Origin of the sequence: Actinomadura sp. NPDC048021 (genome assembly GCF_040653135.1) — a bacterium.
In the GTDB taxonomy this organism is placed as follows: Bacteria; Actinomycetota; Actinomycetes; order Streptosporangiales; family Streptosporangiaceae; genus Spirillospora; species Spirillospora verrucosospora.
This window is the reverse complement of the sequence record NZ_JBEZJQ010000032.1, coordinates 1-19,983: the sequence shown is the minus strand read 5'-3', so window position 1 is coordinate 19,983 and position 19,983 is coordinate 1. Positions and strand designations below refer to the sequence as shown.

Sequence of the window (19,983 nt, the reverse complement as noted above, 5' to 3'; positions counted from 1 at the left end):
ACCCAACGCGGGCCGGTCGATGCCGCAGACGGTAATCGAACGGTCAACGCAGCGTCTCGTGCGGCCCGCTCATCCGGGGGCGGGCCCGCCGCGGTCGCCGCCCGGGGACGGCACCGCGCCGTCGCCGAAGATGAAGTCGCACTGCGGGCGCCAGACGCCGTCCCGCCCGTGCTCGTACAGGGAGAACCCCCACGCCTCGAAGTCGGCGCTGTAGCCGGCGAGCTCCTTGAACGCCTGGTCCATGACGCTCTCGGGGAGGTGGTGGGCGATGGTCACGTGCGGGTGGTACGGGAACGGCAGCGGCCGGGCGAGCGGACCCGACAGAACCTTCGCCTGAACCCGCTCGCAACCGCCGATTCCTTCGGCGAGCGCCACGAACACGACCGGTGACACCGGCCGGAACGTTCCGCTGCCTCGCAACTTGATCGGGAACGGGGTCTCGGTCGCCGCGACGGCCCGCAGATGCTCCTGGACGGCGTCGATCCCCGACTCGGGGACCTCGGTCGGCGGCAGCAGCGTGATGTGCGTCGGGATCGCGTGGGCGAGCGGATCCCCGAACGAGGCCCGCCGCGCCTGGAGGAAGGCCCCGAACGGGTCGGGGATGGGGATGGCGACGCCGATGGTGCGCACGCCGCCGTCCCCGCCGGGGGTCACGCCCCCGGCGGCGGAGGGCGCCTTCCCGGGGCCCTCCGCGGCGTCGCGGGCGGGGCCGTCAGCGGCCACGTCCCACGAATCCCACCCGTTCGCGCACGGTCTCCATCGTCGCGGTGGCGACCCTGGAGGCGCGCTCGGCTCCCAGGGCGAGCACCCGGTCGAGCCGCTCCTCGTCCTCCAGCAGCGTGAGGGTGCGCTCCCTGATCGGCGTGAACGTGTCGAGGACGACCTGCGCGAGGTCCTTCTTGAACTGCCCGTAGCCCGAGCCCGCGTAGCGGCTCTCCAGGTCGGGGACGGAGGTGCCCTCCAGCGCGGAGAAGATCCGCAGGAGGTTGGTGACGCCGGCCTTCTTCTCCTCGTCGTAGACGACCTCGGAGCCGGTGTCGGTGACCGCGCGCATGATCTTCTTGCGCATCGGGCCGGGCTCCTCCAGCACGTCGATGATCCCCTGCGGCGAGGACGCCGACTTGCTCATCTTGGCGTCCGGCTCCTGCAGGTCGGTGATCTTCGCGGCGCCCTCGGGGATGTGCGCGTCCGGCGGGACGAACGTGTCGCCGAAGCGGTGGTTGAACCGCTGCGCGAGGGTGCGGGTCAGCTCCAGGTGCTGACGCTGGTCCTCCCCGACGGGGACGCGCAGCGCCCGGCCGCCCTCGGCGGTGGGGTCGGGCGAGTAGAGCAGGATGTCGGCGGCCTGGAGGACCGGGTAGGTGAACAGCCCGACCGTCGTCCCGCCCGTGCCCTGCTTGGACGACTTGTCCTTGAACTGCGTCATCCGCTGGGCCTCGCCGAAGCCGGTGAGGCAGCCGAGGACCCAGGCCAGCTCGGCGTGCTCGGGGACGTGGCTCTGCACGAACACCGTGGCGCGCTCGGGGTCCAGGCCCATCGCGAGGAGCTGGGCGACGGCGACCTTGGTCCGGCGGCGCAGCAGCGCGGGGTCGTGCTCGACGGTGATCGCGTGCAGGTCCACCACGCAGTAGAAGGCGTCGTGGGTGTCCTGCATCGAGACCCACTGCCGGAGCGCCCCCAGGTAGTTGCCGAGGTGGAACGAGTCGGCGGTGGGCTGGATGCCGGACAGCACGCGCGGCGGTGCCGCGGCCGTTCCGGCGGACGCTTCGGGGCTGGGCGCTTCGGGCATGTGCACGGACCGATTCTCTCAGGTGTCGCTTGAGACTTCGCCGCCGGTGGCCTGCCGGGTGCCGGGGCCGGCGGCGGCGTCGCCTGCCACCGCCCGCGGGGTCGCGGACGGCGTGCCGGGCGGCACCGGTGCGGCCTGCGGCGACGCCCGCGGCATGACGCGCACGCGGGCCACCCGCCGGCCCTCCATCCGGGCCACGGCGAGCCGGCGACCGCCGGCGTCCACCGAGTCGCCCTCGGCGGGCACGCGGCGCAGCACCGCCATGATGTGCCCGGCGACCGTCTCGTACGGCCCGGCCGGGAGCCGGATGCCGGTCTCGGCGGCGAAGTCGTCCAGGTTGAGCAGGCCGTCGACCTCGACCACCCCGCCGTGCAGGCGCCGTGCCTGCGCGTCCTGGACATCATATTCGTCGCGGATGTCGCCGATGAGCTCCTCCAGGAGGTCCTCCAGCGTGACGATGCCGGCGACGCCGCCGTACTCGTCCATGACGATCGCCAGGTGGCAGCCCTCGCGGCGCATCTCCGACAGCGCCGGCAGCACCCGCTTGGAGGACGGCAGGAATTTCACCGGCCGCACCAGACCGCCCACCGGGCCGTCGCCGGGGACGCCCGGGGCGGGCCCGTCCGGCAGGACGGGCGCCAGCAGGTCGCGGATGTGCACGAACCCGATCACCTCGTCGTGGGAGTCGCGGCAGACCGGGAACCGCGAGTGCGGGCTGCCGGCGGCGATCCGGGCGGCGGCGGTCAGCGGGAGCGCGGCGTCCAGGAACTCCACCTCGGTGCGCGGGACGAGGACCTCGCGCAGCGGCCGCTCCCCCGCCGCGAACACCTCCCCGATCAGCGCCCGCTCGTCCGGGGTGAGCTGCGTGTTCTGGGCGACCAGCGTGCGCATCCGCTCCGCGGTGATCTCCCCGCGGAGCGTGCCCGGGTCGCCGCCCGACAGCCGCACGACGAGGTGGGTCGAGCTCGACAGCAGCCGCGCCAGGGGGCGGGCGAGCGCTCCCGCGGGCCCCACGAGCGTCCGGGACGGCGTCCGGTCCATGGGTTCAGCCTTCCCCGTTCGGCGTTCCGGATAGCCTGGGCGGACCCCTCGGCCTGGACGGGTCTCGCCGTCCTGATGATCGTGAACCGGCCGAGAGTCTCGTCGTGGAGGTCCGTCAGTGAAGCTGCTCGTCACCGGAGGCGCCGGCTACGTCGGCAGCGTCGTCTCCGCTCTGCTGCTGGAGGCGGGGCACGAGGTCGTCGTGCTCGACGACCTGTCCACCGGGCACGCGGACGCGGTGCCCGAGGGCGCACGGCTGGTGCGCGGCACGCTGCGCGACGCCGCGGCGGAGGTGCTCGGCGGCGCCGGGTTCGGCGCCGTGCTGCACTTCGCGGCCCGCTCGCTCGTCGGGGAGTCCGTCGAGAAGCCCGGCCTGTACTGGGACAAGAACCTCGGCGAGTCCCTCGCCCTGCTGGAGGCGATGCGCGTCGCGGGCGTGCCCCGGATCGTGTTCTCCTCGACGGCCGCGACCTACGGCGAGCCGGAGTCGACGCCGATCCTGGAGACCGACCCGACCCGTCCGACCAACCCCTACGGGGCGTCCAAGCTGGCGATCGACACGGCCCTCGCCGAGTACGCGCGGCTGCACGGGATCGGCGGGGTGTCGCTGCGGTACTTCAACGTGGCCGGCGCGTACGGGCGGCTCGGCGAGCGCCACACGGTCGAGACCCACCTGATCCCGAACGTGCTGAGGATCGCGCAGGGCGGCGGCGACGCCGTGAAGATGTTCGGCGACGACTACCCGACCCCGGACGGCACCTGCGTCCGCGACTACATCCACGTGACCGACCTCGGCCGCGCCCACCTGCTCGCGCTGGACGCCTGCGAGCCCGGCCGCCACGAGATCTTCAACCTGGGCAGCGGCACCGGCAACTCGGTCCGCGAGGTCGTCGAGGTCTGCCGCGAGGTGACCGGCCGCGACATCCCCGCCGAGGTGGCGCCGCGCCGTCCCGGCGACCCGGCCGTGCTGGTCGCCTCCTCGGAGAAGATCCAGGCACGGCTCGGCTGGAAGCCCGAACGCGATCTGCGCACCATGGTCGGCGACGCGTGGACCTTCCTGCGCTCCCGATGAGCGGCGCGCTCAGCGAGGCCTTCGCCGAGGCGTTCGGGCGGGCCCCGGAGGGCGTGTGGCGCGCGCCCGGCCGGGTCAACCTGATCGGCGAGCACACCGACTACAACGACGGCTTCGTCCTGCCGTTCGCGCTCCCGCACGGCGTCTCGGTCGCCGCCGCCCGCCGCGACGACGGCGTGGTGGAGGTCCGCTCGCTGCAGGCCGCCACCACCGTCACCGCGCCCGTGGACGGCGGGACGGTCGCCGCCGAGAACTGGCCCGCCGACCGCGAGTGGGCCGCGTACCCGGTCGGCGTCGCGCGCGTGCTGCGCGAGCACGGCACGGGCGGCGCGTCCCTGCTGATCGACTCCGACCTCCCGCAGGGCGCGGGCCTCTCCTCGTCCGCCGCCCTGGAGTGCGCGACGGCGCTGGCGCTGTGCGACCTGCACGGCGTGGAGATCGACCGTCCCGCGCTGGCCCGGCTGGCCCAGCGCGCCGAGAACGAGCAGGTCGGCATGCCCTGCGGCCTCATGGACCAGTCGGCGTCCCTGCTGTGCACGCCCGGCCGGGCGCTGATGCTCGACTGCCGCAGCGGTCTGTCGTCGCAGGTCCCGTTCGACCCGGCCGCCTCGGGCATGGTCCTGCTGGTGGTCGACACGCGGGCCTCGCACGCGCTGACGGGCGGCGACTACGGCCGCCGCCGCGCGGAGTGCGAGGAGGCCGCGTCCCTGCTCGGCGTCGAGGCCCTGCGCGACGTCAAGGACCTCGCCGCCGCCCTCGCCGCGCTGCGCGACCCCGTCCTGCGCCGCCGCGTCCAGCACGTCGTCACCGAGAACCACCGGGTCGAGGCCGCCGTCGGGCTGCTGCGCGCCGGCGCCCTCCCCGAGCTCGGCGCCATGCTGAACGCCTCGCACCTGTCCCTGCGGGACCAGTTCGAGGTCTCCTGGCCCGAGGCCGACGCCGCCGTCGACGCCGCGGTGCGCGCGGGCGCCCGGGGCGGCCGCATGGTGGGCGGCGGCTTCGGCGGCTCCGCCATCGTCCTCACCCCGGCCGCCCGGGCCCAGAAGGTGCGGGACGCGATCACGGCCGCCTACGCCGACCGCGGCTGGACGGCCCCGGAGTTCCTGGAGGCGCCCCCCTCCGAGGGCGCCCACCGCGTCAGCTGAGGGCCGACTTGAGGTCGTCGTGCAGGCGGGTGGCCTCTTCCGCGGCGCCGGTCTCGTCCAGGGTGGTGAAGCCGTCGGCGGCGGCCGCGGCGTGCGCGGCCGCCTCGGGGAGGCGGCCGACCTGGCCGAGGACGCGGGCCTGGTCGTAGGAGACGAGGGCGGTCTCCCAGACGCGGGCGGGCTCGTTGTCCGGGGGCAGCCCGGCCAGGGCCGCGCGGGCCGTGTCCATGACGGCGACGGCCTCGTCGGCGTCGCCGCTCCACAGCAGGCTCATCGCGGCGCGGCGGCGGGTGCGGACCACCCCGTAGGGATCGCCCGCCTTCTCGTTGGCCTCGGCGGCCTCGGCGAACCGGGCGGCGGCCTGGGCGTCCCTGTCGAGGGCGGTCAGGACGCCCCCGGCCTCCTCCAGGAAGTGCGCGACGGCGTCGTGCCGGCCGTCCCGCGCGGCGTCCTCGGCGAGGTCGGCGAACGTCGCGGCGGCGTCCTCCTCGCCCATGTCCTTCTGCGCGTGCGCGAGGATCAGGCGGCAGCGCCGGGCGGGGTCGCCGTCCAGTCCGGGCAGCGCCTCCTCGGCGGTCTCGGCGGCCTCCAGGTGGCGGCCCACGGCCAGGTACGCGGCGGCGAGGTCCACGCGGAGGTGGACGGCCTGCTCGTGCATGCCCTCGGCCGTCCAGGCCGCGATGGCCTCGGCGAGGTCGGCGACGGCGTCGGCCGGCCGGTCGGCGGCGAGGAGCGCCAGGCCGCGGTCGCAGTGCGCCACCGCGCGCATCGGCGACGGGGGCAGCGCGGCGATCACCTCGTCGAGCAGGGCGAACACCTCCTCGTCCGGGCCGGTCTCCCCGCGGGCGAGGGTGCGGGCGAGCAGCAGGCCGGGCGAGGCGACCGTCTCCGGCTCGCCGGAGGCGCGCGCCGCGTCGGCGGAGCGCCGCAGCGCCGCCACCGCCTCGCCGGTGTCGCCGGTCCGCAGGAGCGCCTGCCCCCGCAGGAACCACAGCTCGCCGGCGCGGTCGGGCGCGTCGCCGGTGTCGACCCGGTCCAGCGCGGCCAGGGCCTCGGCCGGGCGGTCCAGCCCGAGGTGCGCGGTGGCGAGGCGGAGCAGCGCGGCCGTGGCGTCGCCGTCCTCCCCCGGATGCGCGGTGAGGTGCTCGGCGGACGCGACCACCTGCTCCAGGCCGCCCTCGTCGCCGAGGTCGACGCGCATCGCGCCGAGGCGGCCGAGCGCGCGGTACCGGCGCGTCTCCTCGCCCAGCTCCGCGTACAGCCGGGAGGCCTCCTCCCAGCACCGCGCGGCGCCCTGGCCGTCGCCCTCGACGGCCAGCTCGACGCCCCGGCCGTCCAGGCGGCGGGCCTTCTGGAAGGGCGTCGGCCCGGTGGTCTCGGCGACGGCGTCGAACCGCCGGAAGGCCGCGAGCATGCCGGGCAGGTCGCCGTCGGCGCGGCGCCGGTCCACCAGGTCGAGCAGCTCCCCGAGATCGTCCATGGACGCGAGGGCGTCGGCGGAGGCGGCGTCGTCCGCGGAAGGGGTCCGCGGGGCGGGGGCGGGCGCGGGGCGGCGGTGGTGGGGGGCCAGCGGCAGGAAGTCGACGACCGGCTCGGCCTCCAGCGTGGCGCGCACCTTGTCGCCCTGGTGGGACGTGCCGTTGCGGGCGTCGAACCGGGCCGCCAGCGCCGTCGCGCGCTCGGCCAGCTCGGCGCGCAGCTCGGGCAGGGGCACGTCCGCCGCCGGGCGGTCGTCGGCCGCCGGTCGTCGGACGGTCGCCGCGCCGTGCCCGGCCGCCTCGACCGCCCCCAGCAGCAGGGCCGCCGCGGCGGAGAACTCCATGTCGGCGTGCGCGCTCGGGGCCCGGTCGAGCCAGCCGAGGTGCCGCTGCAGGATCTCCAGGCCGCGCGCCCCGTTGCCCGTGACCGCGCAGAACTCCAGGTGCTCGCCGATGTCGCCGAGGTCGGCGAGGCGCGCCCGGTGCACCCGGTAGGCGCGGCGGTGCGCGGCGGCGGCCTCCTCCAGGCGGCCCATGCGCAGGTACACCGGCAGCAGCGCCGTCTGGATCGACTGCGGCTGCTCGTTGCAGGACAGCCGCGCGCTCAGCACCGGCGCGGCGATCTCGAACGCCTCCTCGTGCCGTCCGGCCTCGACCAGGTGGCGGGCCATGCCGGTCGGGTCGCAGCCCTCGCAGTCGGACAGCTCGTCCCGCTCGGCGGCGCGCCACTTCACGAACCACTCGTGCGCCGAAGCGTCGCCGATGTGCCGCGCCACCACGTTGCGGTAGTGGTACACCGCCTGGAGGCTGTGCCCGCCCGCCTTGTAGCGCCGCTCCATGTCGTCGAGGACGGCGTAGGCGCGGTCCAGCGGGATCTCGGGGAACGAGGTCAGGGAGCTGACCACCGCCTTCATCTGCCACAGCAGGCTGTGCGTCTCGTCGAACCGGGCGGGGTCGCGGTCGTGGTCGGCCAGCGTGCGGCTGAACGTCGCGAACGCCTTCACGGGCTCGCCGCCGTACCGGTAGGCGTCGGTCAGCCTGACCCGCACGTGGAACGCGAGGACCTCGTCGCCCGCCGCCTCGGCGCGGCGCAGCGCGTCCTCGATCAGGACGGTGCGGGCCTCCCCGTAGGGCAGCTCCTGCGACCGCGCCATCAGCGCGTAGACGTCATCCATGCTCAACGGGGCCCTCCGGGGAGTGGACGGCCCACTCCAGCAGGCCGATGAAGGAACGGTTCAGGACCGCCGTGTCGACGGGCCGCAGCGGATGGTGGCCGAGCAGCAGCGCCTGCCCGTACAGGGCCTGGACGGCCGCCTCGACCGGCCCGCCGTCACCGAGCGAGGTGACCCGCCGCGCCAGCGGATTGCGGTAGTTCAGCACCAGCTGGGGGCGGTCGGCGCTCGTGGTCGCGCCGACCGCGCCGAGCACGTCCGCCCACAGCTCGCCCGCCTCCTCCTGCGCGCGGGCCAGCTCCTCGCGGAACTGCGCATCCCGGCTCGTCAGGTACAGCGCGGGCAGCGACGCGGGGTCGAAGTCGCGGACGACGACCTCGCAGCCGAGCCGCTCCACCGCCCGCTGCGCCGCCGCGAGGAACGGCCGCAGCGCCAGCTCCGCCGCCGGGTCGAGGACGCCGAAGGTGGTGGTCAGCTCGGCCGCGTCCAGCCGCGCGAGCCGGATGTCGGGATCGAGGTCCGGCAGCCGCTCGATGATCTCGGTGTCGTGGACGTAGCCGCCGTTGACCAGGCCCACGCCCTGGGCGCCCGCGACCGCCGCGAGCCGCCGGAACTCGTCCACGTCCGCGGTGAACCGGCCGTCCGGGTGGCGGCGGCGGAACTCGTGCAGGGTCATCGGCCCGGAGGACGTCTCGTACTCCAGCCACCGGTCGACGATCCGCAGCATGTCGTCGTCGTGCAGGGCCATCGCCTTGACGCCGAGCTGGTGCAGCCGCAGGAAGGCCCGCAGCCGCGCCGGGTCGGTCTCGGCGAGCTTCACCAGCCACTGCCGCAGCACCTCGCCGAGGCCGTGCCGGGTCGATTCGAGCAGCTCGTCCTCGTAGAGGGCCTCGCGGCTCGCGGTCGGCCGCAGCTCCCCCGCGTCCACGACGCAGCGCGCGAAGAACGCCCAGTCGGGAAGCAGTCCCTCGACGCTCTCGGCCAGCAGCATCCGCTTCAGGTAGACGCGGTGCGCGGCGCGCGCGGACGGCGACACCGGCTCGGGCAGGACGAACGCGACGCCCGTCAGCCCGGCCTCCGGCACGTCGAGGTCCACGACGTCGAACGGGGTGAACCCGCAGACCTCCTCGCAGTACCGCTCCAGCGCCCGCCTGCGGTCGGCGGGATCGCGGTAGGACGCCCGCCACGGCGGCCCGTCGCCGGTGACGGCCACGCCGTCCACGACCAGCTCGACCGGGAGGAGCGACCCGTAGGTGGCGGCCAGCTCGGCGACGACCGGCGGGCTGAGCAGCTCCCCCGCGCCCGGCCGCGCCCGCAGCGTCACCGTCGTGCCCGGCTCGTCGCGCTCGCCCGGCTCGACCAGGTAGCTGCCCTCGGACCGTCCCGTCCACCGGACGGCGCCGCCGCCGCGCGCGGACCGCGTCACGACCTCGATCTCGTCCGCGACGAGGAACGCCGACAGCAGCCCGATCCCGAACTGGCCGAGGAAGTCGTGCCGCGCGAAGCCCAGTTCGTCCCGCTTGGACGACCGCCCGATGGTCGCCAGCAGCGTGTGCACCTCGTCCTCGGTCAGGCCGACGCCGTCGTCGTGGACGCGCAGCACGCCGCCGCCCGTCTCGATCTCGACGCGGCCGCCGGCGCCGCGCGCGGTGATCGCGTCCACCGCGTTCTGCAGCAGCTCCCGCAGGTAGACGCGCGGGCTCGCGTAGAGATGGCGGCTCAGCAGATCCACCACGCCCCGCAGGTCCACCTGGAACGCCTGTTCGGCCACCGGCACGCCTCCCCCGATCACTTTCCGAGCGATCACACCCTAGCGACCGATACCGACGCATTCAGATCATTTGCCGTCGCCACCGCGTGATCGCCGCCCCGCCGCCGCCCGGAAGCGGCCCCGGACGCGGACGAGCCCCGGACCACGGGGTCCGGGGCTCGTCGGCGCTCAGGTCAGATGAGGCCGAGCTTGCGGACCGCCTCGCGCTCCTCCGACAGCTCCGCGACGGACGCGTCGATCCGGGCGCGGGAGAAGTCGTCGATCTCCAGGCCCTGGACGATCTCCCACTTCCCGTCCGCGGCGGTGACCGGGAAGGAGGAGATCAGGCCCTCGGGGACGCCGTAGGAGCCGTCCGACACGACCGCCATCGACGTCCAGTCGCCGTCGGCGGTGCCGTTCACCCAGGTGTGCACGTGGTCGATCGCGGCGGACGCGGCCGACGCCGCCGACGACGCGCCCCGCGCCTCGATGATCGCGGCGCCGCGCTTGGCGACGGTCGGGATGAAGGTGTTCTCCAGCCAGTCCTGGTCGTTCACCGTCTCGGCGGCGTTCCTGCCGGCGATCTCGGCGTGGAACAGGTCCGGGTACTGCGTGGCGGAGTGGTTGCCCCAGATCGTCATCCTGCGGATGTCGGAGACCGAGGCGCCCGTCTTCTTCGCCAGCTGCGCGAGGGCGCGGTTGTGGTCCAGGCGCGTCATCGCGGTGAACCGCTCGGCCGGGACGTCCGGCGCGTGCTGCTGCGCGATCAGCGCGTTGGTGTTGGCCGGGTTGCCGACCACGAGGACCCTGACGTCGTCGGCGGCGCCGGCGTTGATCGCCTCGCCCTGCGGCTTGAAGATGCCGCCGTTGGCCTCCAGCAGGTCGCCGCGCTCCATGCCCTTCGTGCGCGGGCGGGCGCCGACCAGCAGCGCCACGTTCGTCCCCTCGAACGCCCGGCCGGCGTCGTCGAAGATGTCGATGCCGGACAGCAGCGGGAACGCGCAGTCGTCCAGTTCCATCGCGGTGCCCTCCGCGGCCTTCACCGCCTGCGGGATCTCCAGCAGGCGCAGGCGTACGGGCACGTCCGCGCCGAGGAGGTGCCCGGACGCGATGCGGAACAGCAGCGCGTAGCCGATCTGGCCCGCGGCGCCGGTAACGGTAACGGTGACTGGGGTGCGAGTCATGCGTCCTTCTCCTGCTGTGACCTGACGGGGCTCAGGCGGCCATCCTTGGGAACCCGACCGCCCGAGAGGCCGCCCGCCCGCACTCCGTCGCGCGGGTTCTCTCGCCGTCGAGATAGTTGCGGTGCCAGGCTATCGCGCACGTCCCGCCCGCCACCGCGCAGGTGCGCCTCCCGGCACGCCCCCCGCCCCGAACAGGCGGAAGGCCGCCCCGGACGGATCCGGAACGGCCTTCACCCCGCGTGCGCGGGGGGCGACCGGCGAGACGCTAGCCGCCGATCTTCTTCTGGAGGTTGGTGTCGAGCGCCTCCAGGAAGCCCTGCGTGGTCAGCCAGGGGGTCTCCCCGCCGACGAGCAGGGCGAGGTCCTTGGTCATCTGGCCGCTCTCGACGGTCTCGATGCAGACCTGCTCCAGCTTGCGGGCGAAGTCGATGACCTCGGGCTGGCCGTCGAGCTTGCCGCGGTGCTCCAGCCCGCGCGTCCAGGCGAAGATCGACGCGATCGGGTTGGTCGACGTCGGCTTGCCCTGCTGGTGCTGCCGGTAGTGCCGGGTCACCGTGCCGTGCGCGGCCTCGGCCTCGACGGTCCTGCCGTCGGGGGTCATGAGGACGGAGGTCATCAGGCCGAGGGAGCCGAAGCCCTGCGCGAGGGTGTCGGACTGGACGTCGCCGTCGTAGTTCTTGGCGGCCCAGACGAACCCGCCCTCCCACTTGAGCGCGGCCGCGACCATGTCGTCGATCAGGCGGTGCTCGTAGGTGAGGCCCTTGGCCTCGAACTCGGCCTTGAACTCGGTCTCGTAGATCTCCTGGAAGAGGTCCTTGAACCGGCCGTCGTAGGCCTTGAGGATCGTGTTCTTCGTCGACATGTACAGCGGCATCCCGCGGCTCAGCGCGTACCGCATGCTCGTCCGGGCGAAGTCGCGGATCGAGTCGTCGTAGTTGTACATGCCCATGGCCACGCCGCCGCCGGGGAACGAGGCGACCTCGAACTCCATCGGCTCGTCGCCGTTCTCGGGGGTGTAGGTGATCGTCACCTTGCCCGGGCCCGGCACGACGAAGTCGGTGGCCTTGTACTGGTCGCCGTGGGCGTGGCGGCCGATGATGATCGGCTTCGTCCAGCCGGGGACCAGGCGCGGGATGTTGGAGACAACGATCGGCTCACGGAAGATCACGCCGCCCAGGATGTTGCGGATCGTCCCGTTCGGGGACCGCCACATCTTCTTCAGGCCGAACTCCTCGACGCGCGCCTCGTCGGGGGTGATGGTCGCGCACTTCACACCGACGCCGTGCTCCAGGATGGCCTTGGCGGCGTCGACGGTGACCTGGTCGTCCGTGGCGTCACGGTGCTCGATCCCCAGGTCGTAGTACTTCAGGTCCACATCGAGGTAGGGCAGGATCAACTGGTCCTTGATGAATTTCCAGATGATCCGCGTCATTTCGTCGCCGTCGAGTTCGACGACCGGGCCCGCTACTTTGATCTTGGGCATGCTGTTGCTGTCCCTTTCCTACACCTGGCCAGCAGTCCTTGTAAGGCTCAACTGGCAAGGCTAGCCGAGGCGGTCATGAGGTCTAGACCTGGCCTTGCCCTGGGACCCGCCGCCTCCGACCTGACCTGCGGCGACGCGCTAGCCCGGGGGCTCCTTGGCCGTCCGGGAGGAGCGCCCGGCGAGGAGCAGCCGCGCCCCGCGCACCATCATCGTGAACGCGATCAGCACGCCGAACGCGCCGGCGAGGACGAGCCCGGTCTTGTTCATCGGCGGGACGCTCAGCGACACGAACGCGACCATCTCGCCGAGGATCACGAGCGTCCAGCAGTCGACCGACCGGCTCCGGACGGCGAGCGGGCCGAGCTGCGACTCGGGCAGCAGAAGCCGGGCCAGCGCGCCGATGAGCAGCGCGGCGGCCATCAGGCCCGAGCCCTTGCGGAAGTAGTTGAAGGCGCACAGCGTGAGCCCCGCGCCGACGCCGCTGAGCACGAGGAGGTACGGCAGCCGCGCGAGCCAGTGCGGGGCGGCGCTCCTCCGACGCGGCGCCTTGCGCCTGCGCCGGTGCACCTGGGTGCTCATGGCCCTCACGGTATAGGCAATCGGGCCCCGGCACGACATCGCGCACCCCTCCGGCGGGAGCGGTCCGCGGGGCGACGCGAATGAGTCGGGGCGGAGACGCAAGCGAGGCGGCGGGGGGGAGCGTCCGGTTTGTCACACGCCGCCGAAATGCGGATGGGACCTATGTGCTCAAGGTGATGGCCGAGAGCCCGGAATCCCCTGCGCCATCGGTCCTACTCGCCAGTAGGAGGGTGTGACGGCATGGCACCCGGGTAACCCGGCAGACAGGGGTCGCTAACTAGCTGGGAGGACTGCCGTGGAGGGGCCGTTCATGCGGATCGAGGACAGCGGGCTGGTGGTGCCGCTGCGCCCCGACGTGACGACGGTCGGGAGAGGGAGAGGAGTGGACATCCGCCTCGACGACCCGTCTGTGTCCCGTTTGCACGCAGAGATCGTCCGACGTGGCCCGTACGTCTACGTGGTGGACATGGGCCTGTCCCGCAACGGGACGCGCGTCAACGGCCGGCCGATCGCCCGCCGTGTGCTGGAGGACGGTGACGTCGTGAGCTTCGGCACGGCGCGCTGCCGCTTGGGGGGCATCCCCCGTGAGGAGGTCGACCCGGACGTCGAACTGCGGCGCGCCGTCGCGCCCGAGCTCACCCGCCGGGAGGTCGACGTGCTGACCTCGCTGTGCCGGCCCGCACTGTCCGACGAGGCGTTCGTGGCCCCGGCCACGGCGCGCGACATCGCCGGCGAGCTGGTCGTCACGGAGGCCGCGGTCAAGCAGCACCTGCTGCGCCTCTACCAGAAGTTCCGGATCCCCGAGGGCGCCAACCGGCGCACCCGGCTCGCCAACGAGGTCATCGCGATGGGCCTCGTCCGCCCGCTGCCGCCGGTGCACGTGCCCCAGCAGGGCCGTCCGCCGATGGACGGGCGCGTCCCCGGGGTGCGCGGCACCACCGAGACGCGCCGGCCGGGCGCCACCGGCCACGCGCACGGCCCGGGCCGTCCGGCGCACAGCACGGCCGCGGGACGGAGGGCCAGCTGATGTGAGACCCGCGGTCGCCCTCCCCGGCAGCGCGACAGGAGGGCGATCGCTCAGCCCCCGATGCGGCCGCGTAAGTGACGGCGCGGCCCAGGGACTCGCCGGCGGGGGCCGCCACCCAGGTGCTGGTGGCGGCCCCCGAAGCGTGCCTGTCCGCGGCCCGTGCCCGGCCGGCCCGGCGGGGCCGGCCGGTCGGGCTGGTGGTCAGACGGCCTGCCCTGTGGCCTGCTCGGCGGCCTCGACGACGTTCGCGAGGAGCATGGCGCGGGTCATCGGGCCGACACCGCCGGGGTTGGGCGCGACCCAGCCGGCGACGTCGCGGACGTCGGCGGCGACGTCCCCGGCGAGCTTGCCGTCCACGCGGGACACGCCCACGTCGAGGACGGCGGCGCCGGGCTTGACCATGTCGGCGGTGATGAGGCCGGGCACCCCGGCCGCGGCCACGACGATGTCGGCCTTGCGGGTGTGCTCGGCGAGGTCGCGGGTGGCGGTGTGGCAGAGGGTGACGGTCGCGTTCTCGGTGCGGCGGGTCAGCAGCAGGCCGAGGGAGCGGCCGACGGTGATGCCGCGGCCGACGACGGTGACCTCGGCCCCCTTCAGCGGGACGTCGAAGCGTCGCAGCAGCTCGACGATGCCCTTCGGCGTGCACGGCAGCGGGCCCGGCTGCATCAGGACGAGCCGGCCGAGGTTGACCGGGTGCAGGCCGTCGGCGTCCTTGACGGGGTCGATGCGCTCCAGCACGCGCTGCTCGTCGAGGCCCTTCGGGAGCGGCAGCTGGACGATGTAGCCGGTGCAGGCGGGGTCGGCGTTCAGCTCGGCGACGGCGCGCTCCACCTCGTCCTGCGAGGCGGTGGCGGGCAGGTCGCGGCGGATGCTCTCGATGCCGACCTCGGCGCAGTCGCGGTGCTTCATGTTCACGTACGAGTGGCTGCCGGGGTCGTCGCCGACCAGGACGGTGCCGAGCCCGACGGAGACGCCGCGCTCGCGCAGCGCCTCGACGCGGACCTTGAGGTTCGAGCGGATCTCGGCGGCCGTGGCCTTGCCGTCCAGAATCTGTGCCGTCATGCGTTCCTCCGCGTGGATCTCGGCGGGACCGGGCCCCGGGCGCACAGCCCGGCCGGATGGGTCCCGTCCACCCAGGCGCGCGGTGTCCGGACTGTCGTTCGCTCCCCGGTGGTGATCCACCTTGACCGCGCCAGTCGCGTAGGCCCCCATGCTAACCGGCCGCCCGGAGACGGCGGGCCCCGCGGCTCCGTGGAGGAGGCCCCCCGCGAGTGGCTTGCGGAAAAGGGCGCCGAGTGGCTCTGCCGGAGGCCGCCCCCGGGGTCCTAGCGTGCTCCGCATGAACGAGGAATGGTTCGAGCGGCCCGTCCTGACCGGGCGGTACGTGCGGCTGGAGCCGCTGTCCGCCGACCACGCCCCGGGCCTGTTCGAGGCGTCCAAGGACCCGGACCTGTGGACGTGGATGAGCCAGCGCCGGCCGGAGAGCGTCGCCGACATGCGCGCGCAGGTCGACCAGGCGCTGGCGGCCTGCGAGCGCGGGCTGCGCCTGCCCTGGGTCCAGATCGACGCGGTGACCGGGGAGGTCGCCGGGACGACGTCGTACTACGAGATCTCACCGTCCGACCGCGGCCTGTGCATCGGCCACACGTGGATCGGGGCGCGGTGGCACCGGACGGGGCTCAACACCGAGGCGAAGCTGCTGCTCATAGGCCGCGCGTTCGCCGACCTAGGGGCGATCCGGGTCGGCTGGCACACGCACGTCAGCAACGAGCGGTCGCGCGCGGCGATCGAGCGGCTCGGGGCGGCGTTCGAGGGCGTCCACCGGAAGCACCGGATCCGCGCGGACGGCTCGATCCGCGACACCGCCGTCTACGCGATGACGGACGACGACTGGCCCGCCGCCGAACGCGCCCTGCGCGCGAGACTGCGCTGACGGCCGGTGGGCGGGGCGCTCAGTCCTCGGAGCGCTGGCGCCAGCCGATGAGGCGGTCGGTGCCGTGCCAGCCGAGCTGGGCGGCGAGCACCGCGGCCAGGAACGCGGCGACCAGCCCGATCACCTGGCGCGACTCCATCAGCAGCAAGTCGGCCTGGTAGACGACGCCGAGCATGAGGGACATCAGCAGATTCATCCTGCCTCCACCACGGAACGCCCGCGCCGGGGTCAAGGGAGGGTCACAGGGGGGCGCGGCAGCCTGAGGGTACCCGCCCGGCGGCCGTGTGTGGTCCCGCGCCGCGGAACGGGTCGCGCGAGGGCGGCCGGGCGGGCCGCCGTCAGTGGATGATCGCGATGAAGATCAGGCAGCAGATGATGTTGACCATCCAGCTGTTGTTCGTCATCCACTCCCGCGCGCGGGGCATGGCGCGCTCGGCGCGCCGGTGGAAGAGCAGCACGGCGAGCAGCGGCAGCGCCGCGACCAGGAGGGTGGCCCCGACGAAGACGGCGGCCTCCGCCGCGCCCTCGTGGTGCTGCTCCAGGTTGGCCCCCACCGTGAGCATCACGATGATGTCGGAGGGCATCAGGATGATCAGCAGCAGCCCGGTCTTGAACGCCCGGCCCGGCCCGGCGTTCATCAGCGAGCCGAGCCATTTGGGCGGTTCGATCGTGGCCCGTTTCACGTAGTTGCGCACGATGGCGGCCAGCAGCAGCGCGATCAGCACATACTGGACGATCTTGCCGACCGAGCTGTCGTCGGACGGCTTGCCGATGTCCACGCTGTTGCCCACCAGCGCGAAGATGCCCCGCGCGGCGGCGACGCCCGCGCTCGCCGAGATGGCCACGCCCGCCAGGAACGCCAGGGAGACCCGCACGGGCCTCGGGGTCGTCACCAGGATGATCGCCGACATGATCTGGGGACCCGCCATCATCGTGATGGCCAGCGGGAGCACCTGAAAGCTCATGGCCCCTCCCCCGCCGTGGCTCCCGCCGCACGGGAGACGCCCCTCGTCAGGGCTCACGCTAGAGGAGCGACCGGGGCTCGGTCCGTCGGCCGACGCGTTCTTGACCGGGAGCCGATCCTTTTTTTCTGCCCCGCGGTCCGCCCGATGGCCCGCGCCAGGGACGCGGCTGACCCGCGTCTGGGGAGCGCGGACGCGACGCCCCGCGGCGGCACGGGCCGGGAAGCGCGCAGGCGCGCCGGCGGGACGTTCCCCGCCGGCGCGCCCGGCGGACGGCGCGCCTCGCGGCCCCTCAGTGGAAGAAGTGCCGGACGCCGGTGAAGTAGAGGGTGATGCCGGCCTTCTCCGCCGCGGCGATCACCTTGTCGTCGTTGACGGACCCGCCCGGCTCGACGATCGCGCGGACGCCCGCCTCGGCCAGCACCTCCAGGCCGTCCGGGAACGGGAAGAACGCGTCGGACGCGCCCACCGACGCCGCGGCCCGCTCCTGCCCGGCCCGCGCGACGGCGAGCTTGGCGGAGTCGACCCGGTTGACCTGGCCCATGCCGACGCCGACGGTGGCGCCGTCCGCGGCCAGCAGGATCGCGTTGGACTTCACCGAGCGGATCGCCCGCCACGCGAACGCCAGGTCGCGCAGCGTCGCCTCGTCCGCGGCGGCACCGGTCTTGAGCTCCCAGGAGGACGGGTCGTCGCCGGGGGCGTCCACGCGGTCCACGTCCTGCAGCAGCACGCCGCCGTCGACGCGCCGGTACTCGACGCCGCCCGCCGGGGCGTCCGGGCAGACCAGCAGGCGGATGTTCTTGAAGCGGTCCTTCAGGACGGTCACGGCCTCGTCCTCGAAGGACGGGGCGACCAGCACCTCGGCGAAGCTCTCGGTGACCTGGCGGGCCATCGCGGCGGTGACCGGCCGGTTCGCCGCGATCACGCCGCCGTACGCCGACACCGGGTCGCAGGCGTGCGCCCTGCGGTGCGCCTCGGCGATGTCCGCGCCGACCGCGATGCCGCACGGGTTGGCGTGCTTGATGATCGCGACGCACGGCTCGGTGAAGTCGTAGGCGGCGCGGCGCGCGGCGTCGGTGTCGACGTAGTTGTTGTAGGACATTTCCTTGCCGTAGAGCTGCTCGGCCCCGGCCAGGCCGCTCTCGCCCGGCGAGCGGTACAGGGCGGCCCGCTGGTGCGGGTTCTCGCCGTACCGCAGGGTGTTCGAGCGCTCCCAGGTGGCGCCGAGGAAGTCGGGCCACCGCGTCTCGGCGGCGGTCTCGTCGGGCGCGTAGTCGCCGGCGAACCAGGACGCGACGGCCACGTCGTAGGACGCGGTGTGCGCGAACGCCCGCGCGGCCAGGCGGCGGCGCTCGTCCAGGGTGAAACCGCCGGCGTTCACGGCGTCCAGGACCGTCCCGTAGGCGGACGGGTCCACCACGACGGAGACGCTCGCGTGGTTCTTCGCGGCGGCGCGGACCATCGTGGGCCCGCCGATGTCGATCTGCTCGACGCACTCGTCCGGCGTCGCGCCCGAGGCCACCGTGTCGGCGAACGGGTACAGGTTCGCGACCACGAGGTCGAACGGCTCGACGGCCAGGTCGTCGAGCTGCTGGAGGTGGTCCTCCTTGCGCCGGTCGGCGAGCAGGCCCGCGTGCACCTTCGGATGCAGGGTCTTGACCCGTCCGTCCAGGCACTCGGGGAACCCGGTGAGCTTCTCCACCCTCATCACCGGGACGCCGGCGGCGGAGATCCGGCCCGCCGTCGACCCGGTCGAGACGATCTCCACTCCCGCCTCGTGCAGGCCGCGGGCCAGCTCCTCCAGCCCGGACTTGTCGTACACGCTGATCAGCGCGCGCTTAATCGCCACCCGACTCACCGGTCGAGCTCCCCTCTTGATCGGACGAACCCCTGCCAGACGAACCGCTGTCGGACGGACCCGGGGCGGAGGTCTCGCCGCCGGGCGAGTCCGCGCAGGTCCGGCACTTCATCGAGACCCGTCTGCCGCGCACGGTCCACCCGTCGCGGGCCAGCCGTCCGACGACGTCGACCAGGAGCCGGCGCTCCACCTGCTTGATCCGCTCGTGCAGGGAGTCTTCGTCGTCATGCCAGCCCACGGGGACGGTCTCCTGGGCGATGACGGGTCCGGTGTCCACGCCTTCGTCGACGAAGTGAACCGTACAGCCCGTGACCTTCACTCCGTACGCCAGGGCGTCCCGTACGGCGTGCGCGCCGGGGAAGGACGGCAGCAGCGCGGGGTGGGTGTTGACCGTCCGGCCGCCGAAGCGCGCCAGGAACCGCGGGCCGAGGATCTTCATGAAGCCGGCGGACACCACGAGGTCGGGCTCGTGCTCGGCGACCGTCTCGGCGAGCGCCGCGTCCCAGTCGTCCCGGGACGGAAAATCCGGTATGCAGAGGGTGAAAGTCGGCAATCCCGCCCGTTCGGCGCGTTCGGTTCCGCCGATATCGGGGCGGTCCGCCCCCACGGCCACCACTTCCGCCCCGTAGGCTGGATCCGCGCACGCGTCGAGCAGCGCTTGTAGGTTGGTCCCCGCGCCGGAGACGAGGACGACGAGCCGGGCGGACACCTTTTCTCCCCGGTGGACGTTGCTGGGACGACACGAAGCCTATCGGGCGACCTCGGCGCGGCCTCACCCCAGACCGCCCGAACCGGAAGCCCGCCCGAACAAGAGCCCGCCCGAACCCAGACCCGTACGAACGCAGACCGTACGCACACCCCGCATGGAACCGAGATGCGCACGCCCCAGGAGGAGAAGAACGTGAGCGACCAGCCGGACCGTCCGGCCCAGCCCGAAGACCGCCCCGACGGGCGGCCGGTGGGAGAGCCGCCCGCGGGACCGCGCCAGGGCGGGCGAGGCACCGGCTGGCGGGCCCTGTGGCTCGGCGGCATCGCCCTGCTGACCGCGTTCTTCTTCTACCCGCTCGGCCTGGTGCTCGGCATCGCCGCGCTCGTCGTCGGCGTCAAGGCCCGCCGCAGCGCCCGCCGCACGCACGACGCCGCACCCGGCGCCGTCCCCGGCATCGTGCTCGGGACGATCGGGCTGGTGTTCTCGCTGCTGTCGGTCTCCCTGACGGCGTTCCTGTGGACGGAGCTGAGCGGCTACCAGAGCTGCGTCAGCGCGTCCAACACCACCACCGACAAGCAGGCGTGCCGCGCCGAGTACTACCCGAAGATCGAGAAGAAGCTCGACCTGCCCGCCGGCAGCATGGACAAGTACGGCGACCTGCTCTGACCCACCGGCTCCGCCCCGCCGCGGGTCGGGGCGGGGCGGTCTAGGCCGTGTTTCGAAGTAGGTGGAGCCATTCGTTGATGGCGGTGATCTCGAGGGTTGCCTGGTAGCGGACGGAGAGCTTGTCGTATCTGGTGG

Annotated in this window: 18 protein-coding genes and 1 riboswitch; of the genes, 5 read left to right on the top strand and 13 right to left on the bottom strand. The window is 73.7% G+C overall.

Annotated features, from left to right (window positions below; all coding sequences use genetic code 11):
* Positions 1-69: 69 nt before the first annotated feature.
* From AB0C87_RS36820 to AB0C87_RS36810, 3 genes are read right to left on the bottom strand one after another with little or no spacing between them, the layout of a single operon-like run.
* Complete coding sequence (locus AB0C87_RS36820) at positions 70-723, bottom strand: 2'-5' RNA ligase family protein (protein ID WP_345176699.1); 654 nt, start codon at positions 721-723, stop codon at positions 70-72.
* Positions 713-1,789 (bottom strand): tryptophan--tRNA ligase, encoded by a 1,077-nt coding sequence (gene trpS, locus AB0C87_RS36815; RefSeq protein WP_353835093.1) that lies wholly within the window; start codon positions 1,787-1,789, stop codon positions 713-715. The genes AB0C87_RS36820 and trpS overlap by 11 nt, the downstream gene beginning before the upstream one ends.
* An 18-nt stretch (positions 1,790-1,807) precedes the next feature.
* On the bottom strand, positions 1,808-2,830 hold the full coding sequence (locus AB0C87_RS36810) for a hemolysin family protein (RefSeq protein ID WP_345176697.1): 1,023 nt from the start codon (positions 2,828-2,830) through the stop codon (positions 1,808-1,810).
* Positions 2,831-2,948: 118 nt separating this feature from the next.
* On the opposite strand from AB0C87_RS36810, the gene galE reads away from it, so the two are divergent.
* A complete protein-coding gene (gene galE, locus AB0C87_RS36805) occupies positions 2,949-3,902 on the top strand; it encodes a UDP-glucose 4-epimerase GalE (protein ID WP_353835089.1) in 954 nt (317 codons plus the stop codon).
* Positions 3,899-5,047, top strand: a complete 1,149-nt coding sequence (gene galK / locus AB0C87_RS36800; protein ID WP_353835092.1) for a galactokinase — start codon at positions 3,899-3,901, stop codon at positions 5,045-5,047. The genes galE and galK overlap by 4 nt, the downstream gene beginning before the upstream one ends.
* Here the strand turns inward: galK and AB0C87_RS36795 are convergent.
* The 5 genes from AB0C87_RS36795 to AB0C87_RS36775 form a co-directional block, all read right to left on the bottom strand.
* Positions 5,040-7,706, bottom strand: coding sequence for a hypothetical protein (locus AB0C87_RS36795; protein WP_353835088.1), 2,667 nt, complete (start codon positions 7,704-7,706; stop codon positions 5,040-5,042). The genes galK and AB0C87_RS36795 overlap by 8 nt on opposite strands.
* The gene (locus tag AB0C87_RS36790) at positions 7,693-9,468 is read right to left on the bottom strand and encodes an HSP90 family protein (RefSeq protein ID WP_345176690.1); all 1,776 of its coding nucleotides are present in this window, start codon (positions 9,466-9,468) and stop codon (positions 7,693-7,695) included. Before AB0C87_RS36790 ends, AB0C87_RS36795 begins: the two co-directional genes overlap by 14 nt.
* 173 nt (positions 9,469-9,641) lie before the next feature.
* Complete coding sequence (locus tag AB0C87_RS36785) at positions 9,642-10,631, bottom strand: malate dehydrogenase (RefSeq protein WP_360581522.1); 990 nt, start codon at positions 10,629-10,631, stop codon at positions 9,642-9,644.
* 265 nt (positions 10,632-10,896) lie between these two features.
* Positions 10,897-12,114: an NADP-dependent isocitrate dehydrogenase gene (locus AB0C87_RS36780; RefSeq protein ID WP_360357568.1), complete on the bottom strand. Its 1,218-nt coding sequence runs from the start codon at positions 12,112-12,114 to the stop codon at positions 10,897-10,899.
* A gap of 138 nt (positions 12,115-12,252) precedes the next feature.
* A complete protein-coding gene (locus AB0C87_RS36775) occupies positions 12,253-12,693 on the bottom strand; it encodes a DUF3017 domain-containing protein (protein WP_345176682.1) in 441 nt (146 codons plus the stop codon).
* A 295-nt stretch (positions 12,694-12,988) separates the two neighbouring features.
* On the opposite strand from AB0C87_RS36775, the gene AB0C87_RS36770 reads away from it, so the two are divergent.
* Positions 12,989-13,720 (top strand): FHA domain-containing protein, encoded by a 732-nt coding sequence (locus AB0C87_RS36770; RefSeq protein WP_345176679.1) that lies wholly within the window; start codon positions 12,989-12,991, stop codon positions 13,718-13,720.
* A gap of 201 nt (positions 13,721-13,921) precedes the next feature.
* Here the strand turns inward: AB0C87_RS36770 and AB0C87_RS36765 are convergent, their stop codons facing one another.
* A complete protein-coding gene (locus tag AB0C87_RS36765; RefSeq protein WP_345176676.1) occupies positions 13,922-14,782 on the bottom strand; it encodes a bifunctional methylenetetrahydrofolate dehydrogenase/methenyltetrahydrofolate cyclohydrolase in 861 nt (286 codons plus the stop codon).
* A 62-nt stretch (positions 14,783-14,844) separates the two neighbouring features.
* A riboswitch (ZMP/ZTP riboswitch) is annotated at positions 14,845-14,930 on the bottom strand.
* Positions 14,931-15,059: 129 nt separating this feature from the next.
* Here AB0C87_RS36765 and AB0C87_RS36760 point away from each other — a divergent pair.
* Entirely contained in the window at positions 15,060-15,653 is a 594-nt protein-coding gene (locus AB0C87_RS36760) for a GNAT family N-acetyltransferase (RefSeq protein WP_353835086.1), read from the top strand.
* A gap of 19 nt (positions 15,654-15,672) precedes the next feature.
* Here AB0C87_RS36760 and AB0C87_RS36755 read toward each other — a convergent pair whose 3' ends face one another.
* The 4 genes from AB0C87_RS36755 to purN all read right to left on the bottom strand — a co-directional run bounded on the left by AB0C87_RS36755 (position 15,673) and on the right by purN (position 19,182).
* The gene (locus tag AB0C87_RS36755; protein ID WP_179837580.1) at positions 15,673-15,849 is read right to left on the bottom strand and encodes a hypothetical protein; all 177 of its coding nucleotides are present in this window, start codon (positions 15,847-15,849) and stop codon (positions 15,673-15,675) included.
* A gap of 142 nt (positions 15,850-15,991) precedes the next feature.
* Positions 15,992-16,618 (bottom strand): GAP family protein, encoded by a 627-nt coding sequence (locus AB0C87_RS36750; RefSeq protein ID WP_345176671.1) that lies wholly within the window; start codon positions 16,616-16,618, stop codon positions 15,992-15,994.
* Between the two features lie 289 nt (positions 16,619-16,907).
* Complete coding sequence (gene purH / locus AB0C87_RS36745) at positions 16,908-18,473, bottom strand: bifunctional phosphoribosylaminoimidazolecarboxamide formyltransferase/IMP cyclohydrolase (RefSeq protein ID WP_353835748.1); 1,566 nt, start codon at positions 18,471-18,473, stop codon at positions 16,908-16,910.
* Positions 18,454-19,182: a phosphoribosylglycinamide formyltransferase gene (purN, locus tag AB0C87_RS36740; protein WP_345176667.1), complete on the bottom strand. Its 729-nt coding sequence runs from the start codon at positions 19,180-19,182 to the stop codon at positions 18,454-18,456. The genes purH and purN overlap by 20 nt, the downstream gene beginning before the upstream one ends.
* A gap of 165 nt (positions 19,183-19,347) precedes the next feature.
* Between purN and AB0C87_RS36735 the strand changes: the two genes are divergently transcribed.
* Positions 19,348-19,848 carry a DUF4190 domain-containing protein gene (locus AB0C87_RS36735; RefSeq protein WP_360581521.1) on the top strand — a complete coding sequence of 167 codons (501 nt, stop codon included), beginning with the start codon at positions 19,348-19,350 and terminating at the stop codon, positions 19,846-19,848.
* The last annotated feature ends 135 nt before the right edge of the window (positions 19,849-19,983 follow it).

Excerpts from the sequence above, each read along its gene's own strand:
- AB0C87_RS36785 (WP_360581522.1), bottom strand. The coding sequence starts at position 10,631 with ATGACTCGCACCCCAGTCACCGTTACCGTTACCGGCGCCGCGGGCCAG.
- AB0C87_RS36735 (WP_360581521.1), top strand. The coding sequence starts at position 19,348 with ATGCGCACGCCCCAGGAGGAGAAGAACGTGAGCGACCAGCCGGACCGT.
- galK (WP_353835092.1), top strand. The coding sequence starts at position 3,899 with ATGAGCGGCGCGCTCAGCGAGGCCTTCGCCGAGGCGTTCGGGCGGGCC.
- trpS (WP_353835093.1), bottom strand. The coding sequence starts at position 1,789 with ATGCCCGAAGCGCCCAGCCCCGAAGCGTCCGCCGGAACGGCCGCGGCA.
- AB0C87_RS36810 (WP_345176697.1), bottom strand. The coding sequence starts at position 2,830 with ATGGACCGGACGCCGTCCCGGACGCTCGTGGGGCCCGCGGGAGCGCTC.
- AB0C87_RS36780 (WP_360357568.1), bottom strand. The coding sequence starts at position 12,114 with ATGCCCAAGATCAAAGTAGCGGGCCCGGTCGTCGAACTCGACGGCGAC.
- AB0C87_RS36750 (WP_345176671.1), bottom strand. The coding sequence starts at position 16,618 with ATGAGCTTTCAGGTGCTCCCGCTGGCCATCACGATGATGGCGGGTCCC.
- AB0C87_RS36755 (WP_179837580.1), bottom strand. The coding sequence starts at position 15,849 with ATGAATCTGCTGATGTCCCTCATGCTCGGCGTCGTCTACCAGGCCGAC.
- AB0C87_RS36760 (WP_353835086.1), top strand. The coding sequence starts at position 15,060 with ATGAACGAGGAATGGTTCGAGCGGCCCGTCCTGACCGGGCGGTACGTG.
- AB0C87_RS36775 (WP_345176682.1), bottom strand. The coding sequence starts at position 12,693 with ATGAGCACCCAGGTGCACCGGCGCAGGCGCAAGGCGCCGCGTCGGAGG.
- AB0C87_RS36765 (WP_345176676.1), bottom strand. The coding sequence starts at position 14,782 with ATGACGGCACAGATTCTGGACGGCAAGGCCACGGCCGCCGAGATCCGC.